This is a genomic window from Aquamicrobium sp. YD-1-mutant5 (assembly GCF_059509755.1).
In genome coordinates this window covers 71,428-97,893 of the sequence record NZ_JCAKKP010000007.1, presented here as the reverse complement: position 1 = coordinate 97,893, position 26,466 = coordinate 71,428, and the positions used below count along the sequence as shown (strand labels likewise).

Here is a 26,466-nt window from a genome sequence, read left to right as displayed (position 1 = left end):
GGGCAGAGCCCGGGTTCTTGGTCCAGATTGAGCTGGAAGGCGAAGCTTACGCTTCTTCCTCGCCCTCTTCGAACTCTTCGTTCGGGTCGAAGAAGTTGTCCGGACGGGCATTTTCGTTGATGTCGTCGCCATAGATGGCTTCGGCAGTTGTCAGCAGCTCGCCGCGGGACTGACGCTCGGCTTCGTCGGTCGAACGAGCGATGTTGAGCGTGATCGTGACCTCGACTTCCGGGTGCAGCGCGATGGCGATGTTGGTCAGACCGATGGTCTTGATCGGATGGTTGAGCTCGACCTGGTTGCGGGCGACGTTGAAGCCTTCGTCAGCGAGGAAGTCGGCGATGTCGCGGGTCGAAACCGAACCGTAGAGCTGGCCCGTTTCACCGGCGGAGCGCACGACGATGAAGGTGGTGCCGTCGAGCTTCTCGGCAACGGCCTCGGCTTCGGTCTTGCGCTCGAGGTTGCGGGCTTCCAGCGTGACGCGCTGGGCTTCGAACTTCTTCTTGTTGGCTTCGTTGGCGCGCAGGGCCTTGCCCTTCGGCAGAAGGAAGTTGCGTGCGAAACCGTCCTTGACCTTGACGGTGTCGCCCATCTGGCCGAGGCGCGCGATGCGTTCGAGGAGAATGACGTCCATGTGCTGTCCTTTCAGACGTGTGATCAGGGCCGGGGAACGGCCGATTGAATCAGGGACAGTCAGGGAAAGCCGGTGGTGCCTCGGCACCTTGTTCGCTGTCCTGCCTGTCCAAGGCAGTTAGGGACCGAAACGGACCCAACCCGGGATTTTCATGCGTCTCAAACGTGCCCGTCACGAATGAGAGGAGCGGACGGAGAACCGTCCGCTCCAAAAGTTTTTAGCGTACCAGATAAGGCAGCAGGCCGAGGAAGCGGGCGCGCTTGATTGCCTTAGCGAGCTCGCGCTGCTTCTTCTGGCTGACGGCGGTGATGCGCGAAGGCACGATCTTACCGCGCTCGGAAATGTAGCGCTGCAGCAGACGCACGTCCTTGTAGTCGATCTTCGGAGCATTGGCGCCGGAGAACGGGCAGGTCTTGCGGCGGCGATGGAACGGACGCCGGGTCGGGATCTGGTTGATGTCGACCATCGTTTACTCTCCTTCGCCTTCGCGGGGGCGACGCGGGCCACGGTCGCCACGATCACCGCCACGGTCGCGATCACCACCACGGTCACGGTCGCCAAAGCGGGGACGGTCACCGAAATTGCCGCGCTCGGAGCGCTCTTCGCGCTTCTGCATCATGGCGGAGGCGCCTTCCTCGTGCTGCTCGACCTTGATGGTCATGAAGCGCAGGATGTCTTCCGACAGGCCCATCTGGCGCTCCAGCTCGTTCAGAGCTGCGGGCGGGCAGGTGAGATCCATCAGCGTGTAATACGCCTTGCGGTTCTTGTTGATGCGGTAGGTGAGGGACTTCAGTCCCCAGTTCTCAACCCGGCCAACCGAGCCGCCGCCTTCGGAGATGATGCCCTTGAAACGTTCAACGAGCTCATCGACCTGCTGCTGCGACAGATCCTGCCGGGCAAGAAACACATGTTCGTAAAGAGCCATAGTCTTGCCTTTCTTCGTTTCTCTCCCGGTTCCCGACGGCTAAGCCTCTGCAACTTCTCTTGACCCGGAACGGGGAAGAAAGGAGCATGGACGAGACGGTCGAGAGCGGAGACACGGGAGGCAGAAGCGCTTCAGGCTTCCTGTCGATGGCTCTCACGAACCAGCGGCCCTCCGTTCAGCCCCCAATCGGGACCGGCAGATTGAGCGCGTCTATAAAGCAAAACGGCGCGAACACAACCCCGGCCGTTCGTTATCAGGCATGAAATGCCGTCAAATCAGCCTTGTCAGCCCTGCAGAGCCCCGATCCATGGATGCCCGGGATGAACCAGATCGAGGCATCGCTTCAGCCATTCCTTTTCGGAGGCGTTCATCCGGGGCAGGGCTCTCGCAAAGTCCGCTTCATCCTTTGCCCGCATGTGCTTTGCCTTGAACAGCAGCACGATTGACGGCTTCAGATAGGGCACGCCATCCGGTGTGATTGCGAAAACCTCACTGCGTGGGCGGCTGATGCGCGCATCGCGCCGGCAGACCCACATGTCAGCGTCACCCGGTTCCAGCATCATGTCGGTGCGCCAGCAGTGTTCTGCTGTGTCCAGACACCATATCTGGAACACGTCCGGCCCTGGCTCCCGATGCGCAGGCAGAAGCTCGACGATTCCGCTCGACGCGGTGCAGAACTGCAACGGGAACAGCGCCTTGCGAAATATCGGCAAATCGCTGCGGATGATCGTGAACTCTATATCTTCATGGTCCCGGGTCTGCCGGCCATGCCACAGATCCAGCGCCCATCCCCCGGCTATGCACCATGGGGCTTTCACATTTCGGAGTTTTTCCGCAAGTTCATGCGGTTTCCACGCTTGCCATGCGTCGTGGGGAGGCAGATCCGGGGTGGTCACCCGGTACGGATCCTGAACAGCAGCCGGCCGATCGACAGCACCATATAGGCGCCGAAGAACAGGGCGAGCGACCAACCGAAGCCGGGCGGGCCGAACAGATCCATGCCGATACCGATGGCCTGCGGCCCCAGCACCATGCCGATGCCGTAGCACAGCACGAAGGCGGCGTTGGCGGATGCCAGTTCATGGCCTGAAAGCTGCGAGCCGAGGTGGGCGAGGCCCACCGTGTAGAGCGCGGCGACAACGCCACCCCACAGGAAGAGCAGCCCGGCCATGAGGTGCCAGTTCTGCGCGAACAGCGGCATGAAGGCCGTTCCCACCATGCCGACGCTGGCGCACAGCAAAAGCAGGTAACGACGGTCCGACACCTTGTCGCTGAGCATGCCGATCGGGATCTGCAAAAGCACGTTGCCAAGGCCGATCATGGTCAGGAGCAGTGCCGCATCGGCCTCGGAATATCCGATCCGGCTTCCGTAAACCGGGAAAAGGGCAAAGCCGCCTGTTTCGACCGCGCCGAACACCAGAACCGCTGCTGTGGCCGTGGGCACCAGCCAGATGTAGCGCAGGAAACCGGTTTTCGTCTCACCATCGCGGTGAATGGGCGGGCTTTCGTTGCGCGCGGCAATGATCGGGATGGCGGCGAGTGCGACAAGCGCCACTGTTGTTCCGAACGGCATGAAGCCGGTGCTTCCCAGCTTGGAGAAAATCCACGGGCCGGCGGCGAAGCCGAGGGAAAGCACGGTGGCGTAGATGCCCAGCACCAGACCACGCCGGTGCGGCGGGGCGGAAGTGCTGATCCAGAATTCGGAAAGGATGAAAAGCACCGTGAGCGAAAGGTGCAGCAGCGCGCGCAGCGGAAACCACATCCAGAAATAGGGCACGAAATAAAAGCCGGTGAAGGCAAGCGCGCCCGTGGTGATCATGGCGAGCATCGTCCAGGCCACGCCTAATCGGGCGGCAAGCGGTGTGGCCAGCGGCGCCGCTGCAATGGAGGCGATGCCGGCGATAGCCGTGTTAAGCCCGATCATCGAGGCCGAATAGCCTCTCGTTTCCAGAATGACCGACAGAAGCGGCATTCCAAGGCCGATGGCGATGCCGACAACGCTGATTGCCGAGATCGCGGCGATCATTGGAAGCCATTGCACCCGCTCGTCGTCGCGGGTTTCCACCTGTGCGGTCATTGCAGGATCATCCTGCATGCAGGCAGCGGGCTGCATCCGGACAGGATAGGGAAGCAGTGAAACGGCAACGCAGGCACCCCGGTCAAAGCAGATCGCGCACGAAGCGATTGTTGAGCATTCGGTAGAAAGGCACGGGCCCGCCAGGGCTCAGTCGCGGGTCGCCGGCCAGCCTTTGCTGCACCTCTCCCAGAATCGTGCGGGTGATGGCCGGCACATCCGCCGCGCGCGCTTCATCGAGCGAAAGCCAGACAAGCTCTTCCAGTTCGTTGGTCGGTCCGCCTTGCGGAAGCTCCACGGCCACGTCATCGCGAAAGGCTGCCAGAAAGCGCGTGTCGAAACGGCGGACCCTTCCGGGCGGCGTGATGGCGCGCGCCACAAAGCGAAGCCCGGTGAGAGAAGGCATGACACCGTGTTCGGCAAAGCCTTGCCAGTCCGGGCGTGACGTGGAGAACGAACCCTTGTTGCCGATCAGCAGCCCGGCTTCCTCGTAAGTCTCGCGGATCGCCGACAAGGCGATGGCGCGTGCGCGCGTTGGCGTGGTGCGGCTTGCGCGAATTGTCAGCTTGGCTTCTTCCTCGGGATGCAGCCCGTCGGCGACAACGACGCGGCCGTCGCTGGGATCAGTGCGTCCGCCCGGGAAGACGAATTTCCCCGGCATGAAGACGTGGCTGGAGTGGCGCCTGCCCATCAGCACGCGGAATTCTCCGCCCTGCCGGTCGAGAAGAAGAAGGGTGGCCGCGTCACGCGGGCGCAGGGGAGGCGCCTTCGTTTCCATCTCGGCACCTTCCACCTTGTCGACTTCAGCTTTGCTCATGCCCTGCATGCAACGCACCTAGCCGAAAGCCGCCCATTGCGAAAGAGTCGTTTTCGCATTTGCCATTGCACCAGTCGACGGACCTGACGGACCGAAGGCCCTAATGTTCCGGATGCGGCTCAAGCTGGTCCGGCTCATCGCCAAAGCCATGCATGTAAAAGGCCCATTGCAGCCCGATGACCGCGCCCTTGATCGGCTGCAGGAACAACAGGGCGAGGATCAGGGTGAGCGGCGCCCAGACGGCGAAATGCGCCCACATCGGCCACACATAGCGCATTTCAACCGCCATGAAGCCGGCGATGACGATATGGCCGACCACCACGATATCGAGATAGGCCGGCAGGTCGTCCGCCCGGTGATGGCTGATTTCCTCGCCACAGACCGAGCATGTGTCGACGGATTTCACATAAGCGCGAAAAAGCTTGCCTTCGCCGCAGGCGGGGCATCGGCCAAGAAAACCCCGCTTCATCGCTTCGCCAACCGGCCGTGTCGGCCGTTGCGGCTTGCTGTCGCCGCCGAAAACCTGCTGTTCGGTGCTGCCTGTCGTCATGTCATCGTCTCCTGCCGCGCGAACCTGATCTGTTTTTCAGGGCGCGGATACGGCCTTTCGCCTTGTGATACGACCGGGTGGAGCCTGACAGAGGCTTGGGTTCGCTCAACATCTCGAAGCGCATGGCTCCGGCCATTGGCGCTACATCGACGAGACGGACCTCGACATTGTCCGCGAGCTGATAACCTTTGCCGCTTCGTTCTCCAAACAGCGATCGTGCCGTTTCGTCGTATATATAGTAATCCCCTCCCAGGGACGACACCGGGATGAAACCATCTGCGCCAAATTGCGGCAACTGGACAAAAAGTCCCGCTTTCGTGACGCCCGAAATGCGGGCCTGAAAACTCTCGTTGATATGTTCCGCCAGATGCGCCGCAATCAGGCGATCCACGGTTTCGCGCTCTGCCGCCATGGCCCGCCGCTCTGCGGTGGAGATGAGGGCGGCGATCTCGGCAAGCTGCGACTCCTCGTCACGGGTGAGCCCGCCCTGTCCAAGCCCAAGCGCGCCGATCAACGCACGATGCACGATCAGATCGGCATAGCGGCGGATCGGAGAGGTGAAATGCGCGTATCGTTTCAGGTTGAGGCCGAAATGGCCGATATTGTCCTGCGTGTATATGGCCTGGCTTTGCGTGCGCAGCACGACTTCGTTGACCAGCGCGTCGTTGTCGGTCCCGCGCACCTGCTCCAGAAGCCCGTTGAACTGGGAGGGGCGCATCTGCGCACCGCGCGCCAGTGACAGTCCGATGCTTTGCAGGAATTCGCGCAGCGCCTCCTGCTTGGCGAGCGAGGGCCCGTCATGGGTGCGGTAGATCAGCGGCTGCTTTTTGCCCTCAAGCGTTTCCGCCGCGGACACATTGGCCTGGATCATGAACTCCTCGATCAGCTTGTGAGCGTCGAGGCGCTCCGGCACGATCACGCGGTCGACGGTGCCGTCTTCCTTGAGGATGATCTTGCGCTCCGGGAGGTCGAGTTCGAGCGGCTGGCGATGTTCGCGACCTCGCTTCAGCACCGCATAGGCTTCCCAGAGCGGCTTCAGCACCGTGTCGAGCAGCGGCCCGGTCTTGTCATCCGGCGTGCCGTCAATGGCCGCCTGAGCCTGCGGATAGGCGAGCTTCGCCGCCGATTTCATCATCACGCGATGGAAGGAATGGCGTATCTTGCGGCCTTCGGCCGAAAAGGTCATGCGAACCGCCATTGCAGGCCGCTCCTCGCCCTCACGCAGCGAGCACAGGTCGTTGGAGATGCGCTCGGGCAGCATGGGCACGACCCGATCCGGGAAATAGACCGAATTGCCGCGCTTCAGGGCCTCGCGGTCGAGCGCGGAGCCCGGCGTCACATAGGCCGCCACATCTGCGATCGCCACGGTGACGATCACCCCGCCGGGGTTCTTCTCGTCGCTGTCAGGTTCGGCGAAAACCGCATCGTCATGGTCCTTTGCATCGGCCGGATCGATGGTGACGAGCGGGAGGGCGCGCCAGTCTTCGCGGCCTTCGGTCCGCACCTCCTGCAGCGCCTGCGTTTCAGCCAGCACGTCTGCCGGGAAGATATGGGGAATGTCATGGGCGTGGATGGCGATCATCGAGACCGCCTTCTCGTTCAGCGGCGAGCCCAGAACGGAGATGACCTTTGCCTTGGGCAGGCCATAGCGCGGCGTGCGTGAAGGCTCGACCTCAACCAGATCGCCATTGTTGGCGCCGTTGCGGAATTCCTTGTCGACGATGAGTTCCGGCTGGCGCCGTTCGACCGGCTCGATGCGGAACGTACCATCGGAAAGCGTGCGGAAGATGCCGAGCACGGCCTGCGCGCGCTTCTCGAATATCTTGATGATCCGCGCGGTATAGGCCGGGCCTTCCTCCTTGCCGGTTGAGAAGGTCTTGGCCAGCACACGGTCGCCGATGCCGGGAGCCGGCCCGCCGCGCGGCGGCTTTATGGCAACCGTGGGAGAATTCCCGTTTTCGTCCTGCTCGGCCGGTCGGGCCAGAAGGCCGCCATCTTCATCGCGTGCGAAGATGTCGAGAACGGCGATGGTGGGAAGATTGCCGGGGCGCGACAGCCGCTTGCGCTTCTTTTCCAGAAGCCCTTCGTCTTCGAGGTCGCGCAGCATATCCTTCAGCCATACGCGGTCGTCGCCACGCAGGGCAAACGCCTTTGCGATCTCGCGCTTGCCGGAACGGTCGGGGTTCTCGGCGATGTAGCGAAGGATTTCGTCACGCGAGGGGCGATACTGGTCCTTTGTCCCGCGCCGCGTGTCACCGGCGCGGGGATCGCCGTGGTTTCTTCCGGAGATCCCTCGCGCCAAGCTTCTATTCCTTCTTCTTTGCTGCGGTTTTTTTGGCCGCCGTAGTCTTCTTTGCTGCCGCCGCAGGCTTCTTCGGTGCCGCCGCCTTGCGGGCCGGTTTCTTCGCTCCGCCGCCCTTGGCTTCCTTTTCAGCGATCAGCACAAGCGCTTCTTCCAGCGTGATCGCCTGAGGGTCCTTGCCCTTGGGCAGGGTGGCATTGATCTTGCCGAAGTTCACATAGGGCCCGTAGCGGCCGTCGCGAACCGTGATCTTGCCGCCGCCATCGGGATGGTCGCCCAGTTCCTTGAGCGCTGCCGCCGCGGCACCGCCGCGTGCGCCACGCCCCTTGGACTGCTTTTCCGCCAAAACGGTGACGGCGCGGTTGAGGCCGATGGTGAACACGTCCTCGATGGACTCCACATTGGCGTAGGTGCCATCATGCAGGACGAAAGGCCCATAGCGCCCGAGACCTGCCGAGATCATCTTTCCGGTCTCGGGATGGTTGCCGACCTCGCGCGGCAGTGCCAGAAGCGCCAGAGCCTTCTCAAGGTCGATCGACGGAGCCGACCAACCCTTTGGGAGGCTGGAGCGCTTGGCTTCCTTGCCGTCGCCGCGCTGTACATAGGGACCGAAACGGCCGGTGCGCAGGGTGACTTCTTCCTGCGTCTCGGGATCAGTGCCCAAAACCTTGTTGCCGTTCTCCATCCCGCCGGCATCAGTGTCGCCTTCGCCATTTTCACCGAACTGGCGCGTATAGCCGCATTCGGGATAGTTCGAGCAGCCGACGAATGCGCCATATCTGCCGAGTTTCAGCGACAGGTTGCCGGTGCCGCATTTCGGGCAGATGCGCGGGTCCGATCCGTCCTCGCGTGCCGGGAACAGCAACGGGGCGAGATCGTCGTTGAGCGCGTCGATGACATCCGAAACGCGCAGTTCCTTGATATCGTCGACCGAGGCCGAAAAGTCGTTCCAGAAGTCGCGCAGAACATCCTTCCACTCGAGCTTTCCGTCGGAAATCTCGTCCAGCTTCTCTTCCAGCGAGGCCGTGAAGTCGTATTCGACATATTTGTCGAAGAAGCTTTCAAGGAAGGCAGTGACGATGCGGCCCTTCGAGTGCGGGATCAGCCGGCGCTTGTCGATGGTGACATATTCGCGGTCTTCCAGCGTCTTCAGCGTGGCCGCATAGGTGGAAGGGCGGCCGATGCCGAGCTCTTCCAGCTTCTTGATGAGCGCGGCTTCCGAATAGCGCGGTGGCGGCTCGGTCGAGTGCTGCGTGGCGTTGATCGCATCGCGCGCCATCTCCTCGCCGGAGCGGATTTCGGGCAGGCGACGATTGTCCTCGTCTTCCGAATCCTCTTCCTTCTGATCTGTGTAGGCCGCGATGAAGCCGTCGAAGCGGATGACGGAGCCGACAGCACGAAGACCGGCGGTCTTCGCTCCGTTGACCGCCTCGATCTCGACGGTGGTGCGCTCGATCTCGGCCGGATTCATCTGGCTGGCGATGGCGCGCTTCCAGACCAGTTCGTAAAGGCGGGCCTGATCCGCATCCAGATATTGGCGCACGGAGGCCGGCGTGCGGAAGAAGTCGGTCGGGCGGATCGCCTCGTGCGCTTCCTGCGCGTTCTTGGCCTTGGTTGTGTAGTAGCGCGGCTTCTCCGGCAGGTACCTGTCGCCGAATTCCTTGCCGATGGCGGCGCGGGCGGCCGAGATCGCCTCGGGGGCCATCTGCACGCCGTCGGTTCTCATATAGGTAATGAGACCGGCCGTTTCGCCGCCTATGTCCATGCCTTCATACAGGCGCTGTGCGACCTGCATGGTGCGGTTGGCGGAAAAGCCGAGGCGCGAGGACGCCGCCTGCTGCAGCGTCGATGTGGTGAAAGGTGGGGCGGGGTTGCGCTTTGTCGGCTTGGCTTCCACCGAAACCGCGTTGAAACGCGCGCCTTCCAGCATCGCCTTGATGCCGTCGGCCTGTTCCTTGTTCTTGATGTCGAGCTTCTGCAACTTCTTGCCGTCGAAGGCGGTCAGACGTGCCTCGAAACTGTCCTTGCGCGGCGTGTCGAGAATGGCCGCGATATTCCAGTATTCCTCGCGCACGAAACGCTCGATCTCGGCTTCGCGGTCGCAGACGAGCCGCAGCGCCACCGACTGGACGCGGCCGGCCGAACGGGCGCCGGGCAGCTTGCGCCACAGCACGGGAGAGAGCGTGAAGCCAACCAGATAGTCGAGTGCGCGCCGTGCCAGATAGGCGTCCACCAGCGGCGTGTCGATCTGGCGCGGATTGGCCATGGCATCGAGCACGGACTGCTTGGTGATGGCGTTGAAGACTACCCGGCTGACAGGCTTGTCCTTCAGCACCTTCTTCGCCCGCAGAACATCGAGCACATGCCAGGAAATGGCTTCGCCCTCGCGATCCGGGTCGGTTGCGAGGATCAGGCCATCGGCGTCCTTGACCGCCTTGGCGATGTCGGCGAGGCGCTTGGCGGAGGCACCATCCACTGTCCAGGACATGGCGAAGTCCTCGTCCGGGCGAACTGATCCGTCCTTGGCGGGAAGGTCGCGGACATGGCCAAAGGAAGCCAGAACCTTATAGTTGCGACCAAGATATTTGTTGATTGTCTTCGCCTTTGCGGGCGACTCGACGACGACGACGTCCATATTTACCGTGTATGCTGGGTCTGCGGCGGGGAATGTTTCCTGTGACCGCGACGGGAAAATCTTCAGGTACCGTCAAATGGCCGTGCTTTTGCGCCGGGTCAAGGGGCAGGGCAAAAACCTGAGCTTTAATGTTATGCAACTTATGAGTGATTATAAATTTGTATTGCACTTTTTAATATAGGTGACATAAGATTGGAACATCTTGGCAACCCGGACTGGGTACCGGATTACTCATGGGGCCCCCGAACGAGACCGCGTGGTTCATTCGGCGGGGAGGAGTGTGATTTTCGATGGCCAACATGTACAGCAGGCGACGGACCGAAACCCTCGATTATCTGCAATCCATGCTTGGTCAACTTCGCGCCATGGCAGAAGCTGAACGCTGTGACATGCTGACTTATCTTATCGAGATGGCGTATCTGGAGGCGAGCGACATTATACGTGGCGAACGTCCTGCAAATGTGCATCAGGCCAGACGCACGGATGCCCTGTAGGCTCCGTGCATCACGCAGCCGGCGACGGTGAACGAGCCCCATCGCACAAGCGACCGCAGGAAGGGTGTGCGGGCTTTGGCGTAGTCGGTCCTGTTCACTCGGTCGCTTCACCCGGCGCGATGTCGTGCGCCTCCGGATTTCAGTCTGCCTTCACGATGTGCCAGACGTCGTTCACGCCGTCGCCGGTCGTGTCGCCGGGCTTCTGGTCCCTTGCGAAGGTATAGACAGGCTTGCCTTCATAGGCCCACATTCGCGACCCGTCGGTGCGTTCGACAATGGTCCAGTCGCCCTGCGGCTGTGCATCCGCGGCTGTCGGAAGCGGCGGCCAATTGGTTGCGCACGCATCATAGCAGTTCGATACGCCGTTGCTATCCTTGTCGTAGGTGTAAAGCGTCATGCCGTTGGCGTCCGTATATATCTTTGCGCCGCCGGCTTCGGCCTCCTTCCAGGCTTCCGCTGCGAGCGATACAGCCGTTCCGGAAAACAAAACGGCCAGCGTGAATGCGAATGATCGTGCGAATGCCTGCGTCGTCATGGCAAATCCTCCCTGAGCCAAAAGTTTCGCTATGAGATAGAAGCGGATGCGCGATTGGGTCGCACCCGTCTTTACCAACGTGGAGGTAAACTGCTTTGTTCCGGCCTGCCTTCCGGTACATAACCACGCAATGGTGATTGGAGGAGCGGGCAGCCGGCCGCTATAGGGCGGCGAAATCGCGGGAATGCAGGATATGGCACTGGACATCGGATATGTGAGCGCGGTCGGGGCCGGTGCGCTGTCTTTTCTCTCGCCATGTGTCCTGCCGCTGGTGCCACCCTATCTGTGCTACATGGCCGGCGTTTCGGTCGACGATTTCCGCGGCGATCAGGCCGTGGCTGCCAAAGCTGGTGCGCGTGCACCGTTGCTGGCGGCATCGCTGGCTTTCGTGCTGGGCTTTTCAACCGTCTTCGTCGCCCTTGGGGCCGGCGCTTCGACGATCGGCCGCCTGCTCAGGGTGTGGCAGGAGCCGCTGGCCATGGCCGCCGGCGTGCTGATCATCATCATGGGCCTGAACTTCCTCGGCCTTATCCGCATTCCGCTGTTGTCGCGCGAGGCGCGCTTCCAGAGTCAGGGCAAGCCCGCCAGCGCCATTGCCGCCTATGTCATGGGGCTGGCGTTCGCCTTCGGATGGACACCATGCATCGGTCCGGTGCTGGGGCCGATCCTCACCCTTGCCGGGGGACGCGACACCGTGGGCGAGGGCGCCTTGCTGCTTGCCGCCTATTCGCTTGGCCTTGGCATCCCCTTCCTCATCGCTGCGATGTTCTCGGGCGCATTCATGCGCTTTCTCGGGCGCTTCAGGGTGCATCTCGGCCGGGTCGAGAAGGTCATCGGCGCGCTGCTGGTGATCGCGGGCATCTTCTTCCTTACCGGCGGTGTGCAGACGTTGGCGTTCTGGCTGCTGGAAACCTTTCCTGTTCTGGGCAGGCTGGGTTGATATTTGCAGGGGCGATGCTTTAAGTGTCGCGCTCTGTAGCCAATACTTGACCCGAATGCATTGGCATCAGCGCTTCACCAGCGTTCCACAGTCTCGTTTCTGCAATCAGCATGCGGTTGTTCCAGATGAACCAGCGAACCTGCCTCTCGATCATCCTCGCAGCCGGCGAGGGAACGCGCATGAAGAGCACCTTGCCAAAGGTGCTTCACGGAATCGCCGGCCTGCCGCTGGTCGCGCATGTCGCAAAGGCCGCGCAGAGTGCCGGTGCCGGGAATCTGGCGCTGGTCGTTGGGCACGGCGGCGAGAAGGTGCGCTCTGCGGCCGAAAGCTTTGCGCCGGAAGCCGAAATCTTCGAGCAGACCGAACGTCTCGGCACCGCCCATGCGGTGCTGGCCGCCCGCAAGGCGATAGAGCGCGGCCATGACGATGTGCTGGTGATGTTTGGTGATACGCCGCTCATCGATGCCACCGCCCTTGCCACCGCCCGCCAGCGGCTGGCCGATGGAGCCGCCGTCGTCGTTCTTGGCTTCCGCACCGAAAATCCGACCGGTTACGGCCGTCTCATCGAAAGCGAGGGCAAGCTGCTCGCCATCCGTGAGGAAAAGGACGCCAGCGACGATGAGCGCCGCATCACCTTCTGCAACAGCGGGCTGATGGCCATTTCCGGCCGCCATGCGCTCGAACTTCTGGATGGGGTCGGCAACGCCAATTCCAAGGGTGAATACTATCTCACCGACATCGTGGAGATCGCCGGAGCCCGGGGGCTTCCGGTGGTTGCCACCGAAGCGAGCTTTGAAAACGCGCTCGGCATCAATAACCGTGCTGAACTGGCGGAAGCAGAAGCCATCTGGCAGAAACATCGTCGCCGCGAAACCATGCTTGCAGGCGTGACCCTGATCGCGCCGGATACGGTTTTCTTCTCGCATGATACGCTGATCGAGGCCGATGCGCTGGTGGAGCCCAATGTCTGGTTCGGGCCGGGTGTCCATGTCGCGTCGGGGGCCACCATCCGTGCCTTCAGCCATCTGGAGGGCGCGAAGGTTGCTTCCGGTGCTGAGGTCGGCCCGTTTGCCCGCCTGCGCGCCGGCACCGATCTGAAGGAAAAAGCCAAGGTCGGCAATTTCTGCGAGGTCAAGAAGGCCGTCGTGGAAAAGGGTGCGAAGGTGAATCACCTTACCTATATAGGCGATGCGCATATCGGCGCGGGCGCCAATATCGGTGCCGGAACCATCACCTGCAACTATGACGGCTATTCGAAATTCCTCACCGAGATTGGCGAAGGCGCCTTCATCGGCTCCAACTCCTCGCTGGTCGCCCCGATCTCCATCGGCAATGGCGCTTATGTGGCTTCCGGTTCGGTCATCACCGAAAGCGTGCCCGACGATGCGCTGGCCTTTGGCCGCGCCCGCCAGAAAACGTTGCCGGACAAGGCGCGCGAACTGCGCGAGCGCCGGGCCGATGCAGCAAGGAAGAAATAACAAACGCCGCCTGCATGTTGCTACGCGGCGCAACGCAATTTGATTTTCCGTCTGCAGCGGGCGTCTCTAGAAGGCGGCCGGGGCCATCAGGATCAGGGACAGAGCATATATGTGCGGCATAGTTGCAATCGTGGGCAAAACGTCGGTGGCTCCGCTGATCGTGGATGCGCTGAAGCGTCTGGAATATCGGGGCTACGATTCCGCCGGGGTTGCCACCATCGAGCACGGTGCGCTGGCGCGTCGCCGCGCCGAGGGCAAGCTCGTCAATCTGGAAAACCGCCTGAAGAATGAGCCGCTGGACGGAACCATCGGCATCGGCCACACCCGCTGGGCAACGCATGGCGTTCCCAACGAGACCAATGCCCATCCCCATTTTTCCGGCGACGTCGCGGTGGTTCACAACGGCATCATCGAGAATTTCGCTGAACTGCGCGATGAACTTGCCGCAGATGGCTACGAGTTCACCTCGCAGACCGACACGGAAGTGGTGGCGCATCTGGTCGCGCGCGAGCTGAAGCGCGGTGCCGCGCCCGTCGATGCTGCCCATGCTGCCGTCAAGCGGCTGCAGGGTGCCTTTGCACTGGCCATCATGTTCAGGAACGATGAGGATCTGGTGGTCGGCGCCCGCAATGGCCCGCCGCTGGCCGTCGGCCATGGCGATGGCGAGATGTTCCTTGGGTCAGACGCCATCGCGCTGGCGCCGTTCACCAATTCCATCACCTATCTGGAGGATGGCGACTGGGCGGTCGTGCGTCATGGCGGCGTGTCCATCTTCGACATCGACGGCCAGCCGGTCGAGCGCCGCCGCCAGCAGTCGATGGGCGCTGCCTATCTGGTGGACAAGGGCAATCACCGCCATTTCATGGAAAAGGAAATCCATGAGCAGCCGGAAGTGATCTCGCACACGCTGGCGCATTATCTCGATTTCGCCAACGGCACCGCCAGGGATCTCGACCTGCCGTTCGACTTCAACGCCATCGACCGGCTTGCCATCTCGGCCTGCGGCACGGCCTATCTTGCCGGTCTCGTCGGCAAATACTGGTTCGAGCGCTATGCGCGGCTGCCGGTGGATATCGATATCGCCTCGGAGTTCCGCTACCGCGAAATGCCGCTGTCGGCGCGCGATGCGGCGCTCTTTATTTCCCAGTCGGGCGAAACCGCCGATACGCTGGCCTCGCTGCGCTACTGCCGCAAGGCCGGCATGAGCATCGGCGCCGTTGTCAACGTGCGGGAATCGACCATCGCACGCGAATCGGACGTGGTGCTGCCGACGCTGGCCGGCCCTGAGATCGGTGTCGCCTCCACCAAGGCCTTCACCTGCCAGCTTTCGGTGCTGGCTTCGCTGGCCGTCCGCGCCGCTGCTGATCGCGGCAAGGTCTCGGCCGAGGAAGAAAAGGCGCTGGTGCGCGCGCTTTCGGAAACGCCGCGCTATACCAATCAGGTTCTCCAGAAGGTCGAGCACCAGATCGAGAAACTGGCGCGCGAACTGTCTCACTACAAGCATGTGCTCTATCTCGGCCGCGACACCAATTTCCCGCTGGCCATGGAAGGAGCGCTGAAGCTCAAGGAAATCTCCTACATCCATGCCGAGGGCTACGCGGCCGGCGAACTCAAGCACGGCCCCATCGCCCTTATCGACGAAAAGATGCCGGTGGTGGTGATCGCGCCGCATGACCGTATCTTCGAAAAGACGGTCTCCAACATGCAGGAGGTCGCCGCGCGGGGCGGCAGGATCATCCTCATCACCGACGCAAAAGGCGCGGCAAACGCCACGGTGGAAACGATGGAGACCATCGTGCTGCCGGATGTGCCGGAGATCATCTCGCCGATCGTCTATGCGGTGCCGATCCAGTTGCTGGCCTATTACACGGCCGTGTTCATGGGCACCGATGTCGACCAGCCGCGCAATCTCGCCAAGTCGGTGACGGTGGAATAGGATTCTGCATCGGCTGGCCGGCAAGTTCGGTGTTCCAAAGCAGCTTTCACTCGCTTAATGTTGCGGCGCAACGAAGCGAGTGAGCATGTCGGACATTATAAGAACATCGGCAATGACACGGCTCAGGAACTATTTCCTGACCGGATTCATCGTCTGCGCCCCGCTGGCGATCACCGCCTATCTGACATGGTCATTCGTGGGCTGGGTCGATTCATGGGTAAAGCCCTATATTCCGACCCGCTACAGCCCCGACACCTATCTGCCCTTCGCGGTGCCCGGTTTCGGGCTCATCGTGGCGCTGGTGCTCATCACGCTGATCGGCTTTCTTGCCGCCAACATCGTCGGCCGCGCCATCGTCAATTTCGGCGAGCGGCTGCTTGGCCGCATGCCGCTGGTGCGCGGCATCTATCGCTCGCTGAAGCAGATTTTCGAAACGGTGCTGTCCAATCACGGCGACATGTTCAAGCATGTCGGCATGGTCGAATATCCGCGCAAGGACGTGTGGTCGCTGGTGTTTTTGTCCGGTGAGAAGGAAACAGAGATCAACGAGAAGCTGGATGTCGAGGGCGATCCGCTGATCGGCGTGTTCATGCCCTGCACGCCCAACCCGACCACCGGCTTCCTGATGTATGTGCGCAAGTCCGAGATCGTCATGCTGGACATGACCATCGAGGAAGGCGCGCGCCTGATCGTTTCGGCCGGTCTCGTCGCGCCAAAGGTGAAGCGCAGGCACGGCCCCGAGGCGGAAGCCGTCACAATCGCCAATCCGAAGCTGGAAGAGGTTCAGCCGGCGCGCAGCAAGCGCACTGCCTCGTCCTTGCCGAACACATAAAGCAGAAGCCTGAGAGCTTCGCCGCGCGGGGTCTGCAATTCGGGATCTGTGGCGAGGATCAGCCGGGCATCGTCGCGCGCGGCTTCGAGCAGATCGGCATGGGTGTCGATGCGCGCGATCCGGAATCCCGGGGTGCCCGACTGGCGGGTGCCGAGCAATTCACCTTCGCCGCGCAGTTTCAGGTCTTCCTCGGCAATGAGGAAGCCATCCTCGGTCTCGCGCATCACTGAAAGCCGGCGCTTGGCCGTTTCCCCCAGCGGGTCCTTGTAGAGAAGCACGCAGGAAGAAGGCTTCGATCCGCGCCCCACGCGCCCGCGCAACTGGTGAAGCTGGGCAAGGCCGAAGCGCTCGGCGTGCTCGATGACGATAATGGTGGCGTCGGGAACATCGACGCCCACCTCGATCACCGTGGTGGCGATCAGAACCCGCGTCTCGCCGTCCTTGAAAGCACGCATCGCCTCGTCCTTTTCCGCACCCTTCATGCGGCCGTGGACAAGGCCGACACGGTCGCCGAAGACAGGCTGAAGGGAAGCGAAGCGGTCTTCCGCCGACATCAGCTTCACCTCTTCCGATTCCTCCACCAGTGGGCAGATCCAGTAGACTTTCTGTCCTTCCGCGACCGCATCGCGGATGCGCCCGACCAGTTCCGAAAGCCGCTCCAGCGGCAGCGTAACGGTACGGATCGGCTGGCGGCCGGCTGGCTTCTCCGTGAGGCGCGAGACGTCCATGTCGCCGAAGGCGGTCAGCACCAGCGTGCGCGGAATGGGCGTCGCCGTCATCACCAGCATGTCGGGCGCATCGCCCTTAGCCGTCATCGCCAGCCGCTGATGCACCCCGAAACGGTGCTGCTCATCGACCACGGCCAGCACGAGGTTGTTGAAGCTCACGCTCTCCTGAAACAGCGCATGAGTGCCGATGACCATGTTGATGCCGCCATCGGCCAGTCCCTCAAGCACCTCCCTGCGCTCGCGGCCCTTTTCGCGGCCGGTCAGCACAGCGACCTTCAGCCCGACGCCTTCGGCCAGCGGCGCGATGGTGGCGAAATGCTGGCGGGCGAGGATTTCCGTCGGCGCCATGAGCGCCGCCTGCCCGCCGGCCTCTACTGCGCGCGCCATGGCCAGCAGTGCCACCACCGTCTTGCCGGAGCCCACATCGCCCTGAAGCAGGCGCAGCATGCGCTCAGGCTCTGCCAGATCGGCATGGATTTCGGCAAGTGCGGCTTCCTGCGCGCCGGTCAGCGCATAGGGCAGGGCGGCCCGCAATGCCTGCACCAGCCGCCCGTCGCCGGTGAGGGGGCGGCCCGAGAGCTTGCGGACCCGTGCCCGCACCAGCGCAAGCGAAACCTGTCCGGCCAGAAACTCGTCATAGGCGAGCCTGCGCCAGGCGGCGCTGTCGGGGGCGGCGTCTATGGGCGAGTCCGGGTTGTGGATACGCTCCAGCGCTGCGTCGAAGCCGGGGAAGGACTGGCGGCGCAGGAACGCGGCGTCCTGCCATTCCGGCATTGCCGGCACGCGCTCCAGCGCCTGCCCGATGGCACGGCGCAGCACCTTGCCCGACAGACCGGCGGTGAGCGGATAGACCGGCTCGACCAGCGGCAGGCCGGCGGCATCCTCCGCAAGCGCGATGTGATCGGGATGCACCATGGAGGGGCGGCCGTTGAACCACTCCATGCGCCCGGAAACGATCACCTGCGCGCCTTCCGGCATCTGCTTTTCCAGATAAGCGGCATGGGCGTGAAAGAAGGTCAGGGTGATGTCGCTGGTGTCGTCATGGGCATAGACCCGGTAGGGCACCGAACGGTTGCCGCGCGGCGGCGGCTGGTGTCCGTCGACGGTGAGATCAAGCGTCACGATGGCGCCGGGAGCTGCATTGGCGATGCCCGGCCTGCTGCGCCTGTCGATCACCGAGTTCGGCAGCACGAACAGCAGATCGGCGGCGCGTGCTTCACGGTCACCCAGATCGACCGGCAGCACGCGTTCGATCAGCGCCGCCACCTTGGGGCCGACGCCGGCCAGCGACGTGATGGGCGCAAACAGTGGATCGAGCAGGGAAGGGCGCATGCGCGCAGATTAGAAACTCCGCTCCGCGTTGCAAGGCTGACACCGCCTTCTATCCACGCTATATGCGCCACAACCTGAAAAAGGAGCTGCCATGACCGGAACGACGAGAACAAGCGAAGGGCTGGATACCCGCCGTCGCAAGCTGCTGTTTCGTTCCTGGCATCGCGGCATGCGTGAGATGGACCTGATCCTCGGCAGCTTCGCCGATGCGGAAATCGAGCGCCTGAGCGAAGACGAACTCGACCAGTTCGAGCGGGTGCTGGAAATCAACGATACCGAGCTGCTGCCATGGATCACCGGGCAGACGCCGATCCCGACCGGTATTGATCTGCCCCTGCTGGGGCGGGTTCTTGAATGGCGCGGCAGGGTTGCGTCCCAGACCGTCTGAACTATCTGAGTTCCGCACGCCGCAACCATCCCCCCGGACAAAGTCGCAAGCCATGAGCCTCATTCCGAAAATCGGCCTGCCAAAAAGCGGCATCGGTTCCTTCGTCATCGATGGCGTGGCCGATGGCTATGAGGCATTTGCGCTGGCGCAGTCTGCCCGTGAAATCGCGCCTGAGCGGCCGCTGATCTTCGTTGCCCGCGACGGCCAGCGCCTGCCGGCCATCATCGAGGCGCTGGCTTTTGCCGAGCCGGGCCTGCCGGTTCTGGAACTGCCGGCATGGGATTGCCTGCCCTATGACCGCGTCTCGCCGGGTTCGGATGCCGCCGCACGACGGCTGGATGCGCTGGGAGCCATGGCAGCGCTTGGCAAAAACCCGCACCGGGCCGTCATCCTCACAACCGCCAACGCCTTGTTGCAGCGCGTGCCGCCGGCCGAACTGATCGAGGCGCAGACCTTCAGCGCCAAGCCCGGCAATCAGGTCGATATGGACAAGCTGGCCAGACGGCTGGAAATGTCCGGTTTCGAGCGTGTCGCAACGGTGCGCGAAGTGGGCGAGTTCGCCGTGCGCGGCGGCATCCTCGACCTGTTCGCGCCGGGTGCGGAAGAGGCGCTGCGTCTCGATTTCTTCGGCGATACGCTGGAATCGATCCGCGCCTTCGATGTCGCCAGCCAGCGCACCACCGGCCAGCGCAACGCGCTGACCCTGCAGGCGATGAGCGAGGTTGCCCTTACACCGGAAACGATCAGCCGCTTCCGCCGCGCCTATATCGAAGCCTTCGGCGCGCCCTCGCGCGATGATGCGCTTTACGCGGCGGTGAGCGAAGGCCGTCGTTTCGCCGGCATGGAGCACTGGCTGCCCTTCTTCTACGAGCAGCTCGATACCGTGTTCGACTATCTGCCGGATGCGCCGGTCGTCTTCGACCATCTGGCTCATGAGGCGCTGTCGGAGCGTCACGTCCTGATCCTCGACCACTACGAATCGCGCAAACAGCAATCAGAAGGCGCGCTGAAGGACGCGGTGCCCTACAAGCCGGTGGCGCCGCAACTGCTTTATCTGTCGCCGGACGAGGTGAAGGCTGCAACCGGCACGCGCACGGCCATCGAGTTCACGCCTTTCACCGCACCCGAGGCGGGTGACAGGAAGGTGTTCCATGCCGGTGCGAAGGCCGGCCGCAGCTTTGCCGAGGAACGCGCCGACCCCAACGCCAATGTCTTCACCGAGGCGGTGAAGCATATTGCCGACGAGCGCGCCGCCGGTCGCCGTGTCGTCATTGCAGGCTGGACGGAAGGTTCGCTCGACCGTCTGGGACAGATTCTGGCCGAGCATCACCTGGGCAATCTCAGGCGGGCCGCCACGCTGGCCGAAACCGAAAAGCTGGAGAAAGGGCAGGCGGCACTTGCCGTTCTGCAACTTGAAACCGGCTTCGAGACCGACGGCATGGTCGTCGTGGCCGAGCAGGACATTCTCGGCGACCGGCTGGTGCGCCGCTCGAAGAAACGCAAACGCGCCGCCGATTTCATTTCCGAAGCCGCATCGCTGTCGGCCGGCGACATCGTCGTTCATGCCGATCACGGCATTGGCCGTTTCATCGGCCTGAAGACCATTCAGGCCGTTGGCGCACCGCATGATTGCCTTGAAATTCACTATGCCGGCGATGACCGCCTGTTCCTGCCGGTGGAGAACATCGAGCTTCTGTCGCGCTATGGCTCGGATTCGGCCGAGGCGACGCTGGACAAGCTCGGCGGCGGCGCATGGCAGGCCCGCAAGGCCCGGCTGAAGAAGCGCCTGCTCGACATGGCGGGCGACCTCATACGCATCGCGGCCGAGCGTCAGATGCGTGCTGCGCCCACCATGATCCCGGCCGAAGGCATCTATGGCGAGTTTGCCGCGCGCTTCCCTTATGAGGAAACCGACGACCAGCAAAGCGCCATCGATGCGGTGACCGAAGATCTGTCGGCAGGGCGGCCCATGGACCGTCTGATCTGCGGCGACGTCGGCTTCGGCAAGACCGAGGTGGCTTTGCGGGCCGCCTTCATTGCCGCCATGGAAGGGTTTCAGGTCGCGGTCGTTGTGCCGACAACGCTCCTGTCGCGCCAGCATTACAAGACCTTCTCGCAGCGCTTCGCCGGCCTTCCGGTCCGGGTTCGGCAGGCCTCGCGGCTGGTCGGCACGAAGGAGCTGGCGGAAACGAAGAAGGGGCTGGAGGACGGCACCGTCGATATCGTCGTCGGCACCCATGCGCTGCTGGGCTCTTCGATAAAGTTCCGCAATCTCGGCCTGCTGATCGTCGACGAGGAACAGCATTTCGGCGTCAAGCACAAGGAGCGGCTGAAGGATTTGAAGAGCGATGTGCATGTGCTGACGCTGTCGGCCACTCCGATCCCGCGCACTCTGCAACTGGCGCTGACGGGGGTGCGCGAACTGTCGCTGATCGCAACGCCCCCGGTTGATCGCATGGCGGTGCGCACCTTTATCTCGCCCTTCGATCCGCTGGTCATCCGCGAAACCCTGCTGCGCGAGCGCTATCGCGGCGGCCAGAGTTTCTATGTCGTGCCGCGCATCAGCGACCTTTCCGAGATCGAGGAATTCCTGAAGGCGGAAGTGCCGGAACTGAAGGTGGCCGTGGCGCATGGCCAGATGCCGCCGGGCCGTCTCGACGACATCATGAACGCCTTTTACGAAGGCCAGTATGATGTGCTGTTGTCCACCACCATCGTGGAATCCGGTCTCGATATTCCGACCGCCAACACCATGATCGTGCACCGCGCCGACATGTTCGGTCTCGCCCAGCTCTATCAGCTTCGCGGCCGGGTCGGCCGCTCCAAGGTGCGCGCCTATGCGCTGTTCACGCTGCCGGCCAAGCGCAAGCTGACCGACACGGCGGATCGCCGCCTCAAGGTGCTGCAATCGCTGGATTCGCTGGGCGCAGGCTTCCAGCTGGCCAGCCATGACCTCGATATTCGCGGTGCCGGCAACCTTTTGGGCGAGGAGCAGTCGGGCCACATCAAGGAGGTCGGCTTCGAGCTTTACCAGCAGATGCTGGAGGAGGCCGTGGCCGAGGTGAAGGATTCGGGCAGCGTCGCGGCAGACACCGGCTGGTCGCCGCAGATTGCGGTTGGCACGGCTGTGATGATCCCCGAAAGCTATGTACCCGACCTGCAATTGCGTCTGGCGCTTTATCGCCGCCTTGGCGATCTGGAGACGCCGGAAGAAATCGACGCCTTCGGGGCCGAACTCATCGACCGTTTCGGCGCTCTGCCTGACGAGGTGAAGCACCTGCTCAAGATCGTCTTCATCAAGGCGCTGTGCCGCAAGGCCAATGTCGAGAAGCTGGATGCGGGGCCGAAGGGCGTGGTCATCCAGTTCCGCAACAAGCAGTTTTCCAATCCGGCCGGACTGGTGCAGTTCATCGGCGAGCAGGGCATTCTGGCGAAGATCAGGCCCGACCAGAGCGTGGTCTTCATCCGTGACTGGCCGAACGCCGACAAGCGTCTGGCGGGTTCGGCGGTGCTGATGACCCAGCTTGCAAAACTGGCCGCTGCCTGAGGTTGCTCTGGATCGGGCGGAAAAATTGCCCTAACTCTGCAAGCTGATACCGGAGGCAACAGTGCCGGCCGGTTGCGGGCGGAGGCCTGATTGTTCCGAAATCTCGATTTCAGTTCCTGGCAGAGCGTTCTGTTCACCGTGGTCGGCCTGGCGCTGTTCACGCTCATCAGCATGGGCATCAGGCTCATCATGATGTTCACCATCCAGCAGCGGCGTGAACGCATGAACCGCCAGATCAACGAGCGGCTGCGCACGCTGATCGCTGCCTACAAGGTGCTGGGCGGGTCCTTTACGGGCGACCTGACGGTCGATCCGCGCCACATGCGGGATCTGCGCCGGCAGGACCCGCTTGCCCTCGATCCGCCGGATGCTGACGATGAGGACCCGGAAGAGGTCCGGACCGTCAGCGTCGTTGTTCCGGGAGCGGAGCAGGGTTCGGACCGCAGCCGGCGCATCCGCGATGCGGTGGAGGCGGCACTCTCCGACATCATTCTGCTCGGCACCGAAGAGCAGGTGCGGCTGGCCGAGAGGGCAGCCCGCGAACTGGTCGCCGGCCATCCCGTGCATACGCACGAGCTTGTCGTCTCGCTGCGCGATTTCATCCGCGAAGCGCTCGATATCGGACCTATACCCGCCGACCTTTCCCTGCCCATGCAGGGCCCGACCCGCCCCTCGGGCGCTGGCGGGCGCGGCAAGGGCGAAGGTGGACAAGGCCAGCGTTCCGGTGGTGGTGGAGGTGGCGGAATGGGGGGTGGCGGAATGGGCGGCGGCGGGATGGGAATGGGCGGTGGCATGGGCAGCCTCGATGACACGCCCGGCTCCGGTCACCGCTCCTGAAAGTCTGCCGCTGCCAACCGATAGCTCCCGCGATCAGCCCGCGTCGTTCAGTTCCCCGCGCGCTTTTGCGGCAGAGACCTGCCGGATGGCGTCGGCGAGCGTGTCTGCTTCCTGAGCGCCCACGATCGCATAGCGCCTCTCCAGCAGGAAGCACGGCACGCCGGTAACGCCCATCTGCGCCGCGGTGGCGATCTCCTTGCGAACTTCCTCCAGTCCGGTATCCGTCGGCAACAGGGCTTCGACCACGGACGCATCCATGCCGGCCTCGCGCGACGCTTCGACCAGAACAGCCCGGTCGCCTATATTCGCGCCCTTCTCGAAATAGAGGCTGAACAGAAGCGCGACCAGCCTGCCCTGAACGGCGGCACCGCTGGCGCCGGCCCAGCGGATGAGGCGATGCGCATCCAGCGTGTTGGGAGCGACGGTGATGGCGTCGAAATCGAAGGCGATGCCTTCAGCACGGCCCAGCGGTTCGATGCGGCCGTGGATCTCGCGGATCTTATCCTCGCTGCCGAATTTGCCCAGCATGTAGGCCTTGCGATCAAGACCTTCGGCCGGAACCGTGGGATCAAGCTGGTAAGGCCGCCAGTTGACCTGCACCTCGACGCCTGCCGCCGCGACGGCCTTCTGCAGTCGCTTCATGCCGATGAAACACCATGGACATACGACGTCCGAAACGACATCGATGGTCAGGGGGGCGGTGGGGGTCATGGCCTGCTCCTTTTCGCGGGCTGTCAGTTCGGTTTAACCCACCATGTCGGCAGCTGGAAACCAAACAGCGGCTCCTTGCCGGGATGAGCGAGCTTGTTCCAGTAGGCGATCCATTGCTGCGGATTGTGCTGCATCGGCACCATGTAGTTGCCGGAGATCAACAGCCGGTCGAGCACCCGCACGGCGGCGACAAAGTCGTCCTTCTCGCGCGCATTCAGCATCGCGGTGATGGCGGCATCGACAGCTGGATCGGACACGCCGGCCAGATTGAACGAACCCTCGATATCTGCCGCCTCCGAGCCCCAGCGCCCGATCTGCTCGATGCCGGGCGACAGCGAATTGTTGAAGCCGCTGGAACCGATCAGCACCTCGAAATCGAAACGCTGCTTGCGCGACTGGATCTGGTCGCCGTCGAGCGCGCGGATGGTCACGGCAATGCCGAGCTTGCCCAGCGTGCGCTGGTAAAGGGCCGCCAGCCGCTCCTCGTCCTGCGATGCGGTGAGGATTTCGAAGCCGAAGGGCTGGCTGTCCGGATCGAGCATGACGCCATTCTCGATCCTGAAGCCGGCGCTTTTGAGAAGGTCGAGAGCAGCCTTGAGGGCCGCGCGGTCCTGTCCCGATCCGTCATTGACCGGAGGCCGCCATGTGCCGTCCATGACATCGGCCGGAACCCGGCCGGGGAAGGGGGCAAGCAATGCCTTCTCCTTCTCGCTGGCCGGGTGGCCGAGCGCGGAAAGCTCCGAGCCCTGCCAGTAGCTTGTGGTGCGGGCAAGCTTGCCTCCGAACATGTTCTTGTTGGCCCACTCGAAATCGTAGAGCATGCCAAGCGCGCGCCGCACGGCCGGGTCGGCGAATTTGTAGAGCCGCGTGTTGAACAGGAATCCGGTCACCACCGGCGGAATGCCGAGATTGAAGGCCTCGACGGTAATCCTGCCGTCCTTTGCGGCGGCGAAATTGAACTCGCGCTCGACCTGCAGCGGCCCCATGCCCGTATAGAGCGGCCCGGCATAGGCGGTGCAGATACCCTTCTTGAAGGCTTCGAACTGGGCCGTGGCGTTGAGGAAATATTCGATGGTGATCTTGTCGAAATTATCGAAGCCGCGTTTGGTCGGAATATTGCGGCCCCAGTAATTGTCGTTGCGGCGGAACACGATGCGCTGGCCCGGCACCACCTGCTCGATGACATAGGGCCCGGAGCCGGTCACCGGTTTCAGCGTGCCACGATCGAAACTCTCCTTGTCGAAGAAGTGTTTCGGCACGATCGGCGTGGCGGCGATGATCAGCGGGAATTCGCGGTCGGCATGCTCGTTGAAGGTAAAACGCACGCTGCGCTCGCCGGTCTTTTCCAGCTTTTCCACGCGCTTCATGCGGTCGGAATAGGGTGGGCGGCCCTTGTCGGTGAACACGTCGTAGGTGAACAGCACGTCCTCGGGCGTAACAGGTTCTCCGTCCGACCACTTCGCCTGCGGGTTGATGTGGAACTCGATCCATTTGCGGTCTTCGTCCATCTCCACGCTTTCGGCCAGCAGGCCGTACAGGCTGAAGGCCTCGTCCATATTGCGCTGCATCAGCGATTCGAAGACGAAATTGCCGAAGATGGTGTCGATGACGCCGCGCGCCGTGGTGCGCAGGCTTTTCAGGATGAACGGATTGAGATTGTCGAAAGTGCCGACCACGCAATAGGTAACCTCGCCACCTTTCGGCGCATCGGGATTGGCATAGCCGAAATGCGTGAAGTCGCGGGGCAGGGCCGGTTCGCCCTGCATGGAAATGGCGTGGCGCGGCTCTGCCCCTGTATGCTGGGCCACCATATGCTGGGCCCCGGCATTCTGGGGCGCTATCGACAGCAGCGAAAGGGCGGCGGTCAGCCAGAAAGCGGTGCGGCTCATGACGGGTCTCTGTGCAAGGCTTGATGATTCGGTGGCCAAGTTACCACGCGATGCGCAAATACGGTGGTCACAGTCAAGAAATGCGTTGCGCAGGCTGGATTCGGCGAAGCCGGCGGTGTAACACGCGGCCGAGCCATCCTGTTGCCGCATTTGCGCAACAGGTAACGTTGCGGTGCGGCGTGGGCCAGCGCCGCGGGCACAAAGTCGAGAGGAAGCGCACCTAATGTCCAGCCTGAAATCCAAAGCATACCGTCTGTCGGTCATGGCCGCTGGCGTGGCCGGGTTCCTCGCAGCCGGGTTGCCGCAGGCTTCGGCACAGCAGATTCCGCAGGGCTGGTTCAAGGCCTGTTCCAAGCAGGAAGATGTCGATATCTGCAACGTGCAGAACATCGTGACCGCCGGCAATGGACAGCTCGTCACCGGCGTCAGCATGATCGACCTGCGCGGCAAGGTAAACCGCAAGGTCTTCCAGGTCACCGTGCCGAGCGGCCGTCTCGTGCCTCCGGGCATCGCCCTCCAGGTCGATGGCGGCAAGGCGCAGAAGCTTGATTACGTGATCTGTTTCCCGGACCGCTGCGTGGCCGAGGTTCCGATGACCGATCAGCTCGTTGCGTCGTTCAAGAAAGGCTCGGTTATTCAGCTGACCTCTGTCAATTTCCAGAATCAGCCGAACCCGATCCAGATTTCGCTGGAAGGCTTCACCGGCGCCTTCGACGGCCCGGCTCTTCAGCAGTCGGATCTGGAAGATCGCCAGAAGAAGCTTCAGGAGTTCGTGAGCAAGAACAACGAGGACTTCGCCAAGAAGCTCAAGGAAGAGCAGGAAAAGGCGAAGGCCGGCGGTAACTGATCGCAATTCTCCCCGAAATTCAAAAAGGCCCCGCTTGT

At 62.8% G+C, this 26,466-nt stretch carries 22 protein-coding genes; 9 read left to right on the top strand and 13 right to left on the bottom strand.

Annotated elements, in window-relative coordinates; genetic code table 11:
• Positions 1 to 46: 46 nt before the first annotated feature.
• From rplI to topA, 9 genes are all read right to left on the bottom strand, one after another.
• Positions 47 to 631, bottom strand: coding sequence for a 50S ribosomal protein L9 (gene rplI / locus AC5XE7_RS12405; protein WP_183828954.1), 585 nt, complete (start codon positions 629 to 631; stop codon positions 47 to 49).
• 217 nt (positions 632 to 848) lie between these two features.
• A complete protein-coding gene (gene rpsR, locus AC5XE7_RS12400) occupies positions 849 to 1,097 on the bottom strand; it encodes a 30S ribosomal protein S18 (RefSeq protein WP_035025637.1) in 249 nt (82 codons plus the stop codon).
• A gap of 3 nt (positions 1,098 to 1,100) precedes the next feature.
• Positions 1,101 to 1,556, bottom strand: a complete 456-nt coding sequence (gene rpsF / locus AC5XE7_RS12395; RefSeq protein WP_183828957.1) for a 30S ribosomal protein S6 — start codon at positions 1,554 to 1,556, stop codon at positions 1,101 to 1,103.
• Between the two features lie 284 nt (positions 1,557 to 1,840).
• The gene (locus AC5XE7_RS12390) at positions 1,841 to 2,452 is read right to left on the bottom strand and encodes a nucleotidyltransferase domain-containing protein (RefSeq protein ID WP_495366262.1); all 612 of its coding nucleotides are present in this window, start codon (positions 2,450 to 2,452) and stop codon (positions 1,841 to 1,843) included.
• Complete coding sequence (locus tag AC5XE7_RS12385) at positions 2,449 to 3,633, bottom strand: MFS transporter (protein ID WP_495366261.1); 1,185 nt, start codon at positions 3,631 to 3,633, stop codon at positions 2,449 to 2,451. Before AC5XE7_RS12385 ends, AC5XE7_RS12390 begins: the two co-directional genes overlap by 4 nt.
• An 82-nt stretch (positions 3,634 to 3,715) precedes the next feature.
• A complete protein-coding gene (locus tag AC5XE7_RS12380) occupies positions 3,716 to 4,456 on the bottom strand; it encodes an NUDIX hydrolase (RefSeq protein ID WP_495366260.1) in 741 nt (246 codons plus the stop codon).
• A 91-nt stretch (positions 4,457 to 4,547) separates the two neighbouring features.
• On the bottom strand, positions 4,548 to 4,997 hold the full coding sequence (locus tag AC5XE7_RS12375; protein WP_183828968.1) for a DUF983 domain-containing protein: 450 nt from the start codon (positions 4,995 to 4,997) through the stop codon (positions 4,548 to 4,550).
• A gap of 1 nt (position 4,998) precedes the next feature.
• Positions 4,999 to 7,299 carry a ribonuclease R gene (gene rnr, locus AC5XE7_RS12370; RefSeq protein ID WP_495366259.1) on the bottom strand — a complete coding sequence of 767 codons (2,301 nt, stop codon included), beginning with the start codon at positions 7,297 to 7,299 and terminating at the stop codon, positions 4,999 to 5,001.
• Between the two features lie 4 nt (positions 7,300 to 7,303).
• Complete coding sequence (topA, locus tag AC5XE7_RS12365) at positions 7,304 to 9,934, bottom strand: type I DNA topoisomerase (RefSeq protein WP_495366258.1); 2,631 nt, start codon at positions 9,932 to 9,934, stop codon at positions 7,304 to 7,306.
• Positions 9,935 to 10,224: 290 nt separating this feature from the next.
• Here topA and AC5XE7_RS12360 point away from each other — a divergent pair, with 290 nt between their 5' ends.
• A complete protein-coding gene (locus AC5XE7_RS12360; protein ID WP_239798422.1) occupies positions 10,225 to 10,428 on the top strand; it encodes a hypothetical protein in 204 nt (67 codons plus the stop codon).
• 139 nt (positions 10,429 to 10,567) lie between these two features.
• Here AC5XE7_RS12360 and AC5XE7_RS12355 read toward each other — a convergent pair whose 3' ends face one another.
• Entirely contained in the window at positions 10,568 to 10,963 is a 396-nt protein-coding gene (locus tag AC5XE7_RS12355; RefSeq protein ID WP_495366257.1) for a COG4315 family predicted lipoprotein, read from the bottom strand.
• A 193-nt stretch (positions 10,964 to 11,156) separates the two neighbouring features.
• Here AC5XE7_RS12355 and AC5XE7_RS12350 point away from each other — a divergent pair, with 193 nt between their 5' ends.
• From AC5XE7_RS12350 to AC5XE7_RS12335, 4 genes are all read left to right on the top strand, one after another.
• On the top strand, positions 11,157 to 11,903 hold the full coding sequence (locus AC5XE7_RS12350; protein ID WP_183828977.1) for a cytochrome c biogenesis CcdA family protein: 747 nt from the start codon (positions 11,157 to 11,159) through the stop codon (positions 11,901 to 11,903).
• Between the two features lie 125 nt (positions 11,904 to 12,028).
• Positions 12,029 to 13,381 (top strand): bifunctional UDP-N-acetylglucosamine diphosphorylase/glucosamine-1-phosphate N-acetyltransferase GlmU, encoded by a 1,353-nt coding sequence (gene glmU, locus AC5XE7_RS12345; protein WP_495366256.1) that lies wholly within the window; start codon positions 12,029 to 12,031, stop codon positions 13,379 to 13,381.
• Between the two features lie 109 nt (positions 13,382 to 13,490).
• Positions 13,491 to 15,317, top strand: coding sequence for a glutamine--fructose-6-phosphate transaminase (isomerizing) (gene glmS / locus AC5XE7_RS12340; RefSeq protein ID WP_495366255.1), 1,827 nt, complete (start codon positions 13,491 to 13,493; stop codon positions 15,315 to 15,317).
• Between the two features lie 85 nt (positions 15,318 to 15,402).
• Entirely contained in the window at positions 15,403 to 16,149 is a 747-nt protein-coding gene (locus tag AC5XE7_RS12335) for a DUF502 domain-containing protein (protein WP_495366254.1), read from the top strand.
• On the opposite strand, the gene recG is transcribed toward AC5XE7_RS12335, so the two are convergent.
• Complete coding sequence (gene recG, locus AC5XE7_RS12330; protein ID WP_495366253.1) at positions 16,101 to 18,209, bottom strand: ATP-dependent DNA helicase RecG; 2,109 nt, start codon at positions 18,207 to 18,209, stop codon at positions 16,101 to 16,103. The two genes, AC5XE7_RS12335 and recG, sit on opposite strands and share 49 nt — an antisense overlap.
• 91 nt (positions 18,210 to 18,300) lie before the next feature.
• Here recG and AC5XE7_RS12325 point away from each other — a divergent pair, with 91 nt between their 5' ends.
• The 3 genes from AC5XE7_RS12325 to AC5XE7_RS12315 all read left to right on the top strand — a co-directional run bounded on the left by AC5XE7_RS12325 (position 18,301) and on the right by AC5XE7_RS12315 (position 22,981).
• The gene (locus AC5XE7_RS12325) at positions 18,301 to 18,597 is read left to right on the top strand and encodes an FAD assembly factor SdhE (protein ID WP_495366252.1); all 297 of its coding nucleotides are present in this window, start codon (positions 18,301 to 18,303) and stop codon (positions 18,595 to 18,597) included.
• A 52-nt stretch (positions 18,598 to 18,649) separates the two neighbouring features.
• A complete protein-coding gene (gene mfd, locus AC5XE7_RS12320; protein ID WP_495366251.1) occupies positions 18,650 to 22,144 on the top strand; it encodes a transcription-repair coupling factor in 3,495 nt (1,164 codons plus the stop codon).
• A 90-nt stretch (positions 22,145 to 22,234) separates the two neighbouring features.
• Positions 22,235 to 22,981, top strand: a complete 747-nt coding sequence (locus AC5XE7_RS12315; RefSeq protein ID WP_495366250.1) for a hypothetical protein — start codon at positions 22,235 to 22,237, stop codon at positions 22,979 to 22,981.
• Between the two features lie 33 nt (positions 22,982 to 23,014).
• Here AC5XE7_RS12315 and AC5XE7_RS12310 read toward each other — a convergent pair whose 3' ends face one another.
• Together AC5XE7_RS12310 and AC5XE7_RS12305 are read right to left on the bottom strand one after the other, a co-directional pair.
• Positions 23,015 to 23,692 carry a DsbA family oxidoreductase gene (locus tag AC5XE7_RS12310; RefSeq protein WP_495917782.1) on the bottom strand — a complete coding sequence of 226 codons (678 nt, stop codon included), beginning with the start codon at positions 23,690 to 23,692 and terminating at the stop codon, positions 23,015 to 23,017.
• 23 nt (positions 23,693 to 23,715) lie between these two features.
• Positions 23,716 to 25,581 carry an extracellular solute-binding protein gene (locus AC5XE7_RS12305; protein WP_495366247.1) on the bottom strand — a complete coding sequence of 622 codons (1,866 nt, stop codon included), beginning with the start codon at positions 25,579 to 25,581 and terminating at the stop codon, positions 23,716 to 23,718.
• A gap of 223 nt (positions 25,582 to 25,804) precedes the next feature.
• On the opposite strand from AC5XE7_RS12305, the gene AC5XE7_RS12300 reads away from it, so the two are divergent.
• On the top strand, positions 25,805 to 26,428 hold the full coding sequence (locus tag AC5XE7_RS12300; protein WP_183829004.1) for an invasion associated locus B family protein: 624 nt from the start codon (positions 25,805 to 25,807) through the stop codon (positions 26,426 to 26,428).
• Positions 26,429 to 26,466: the final 38 nt, after the last annotated feature.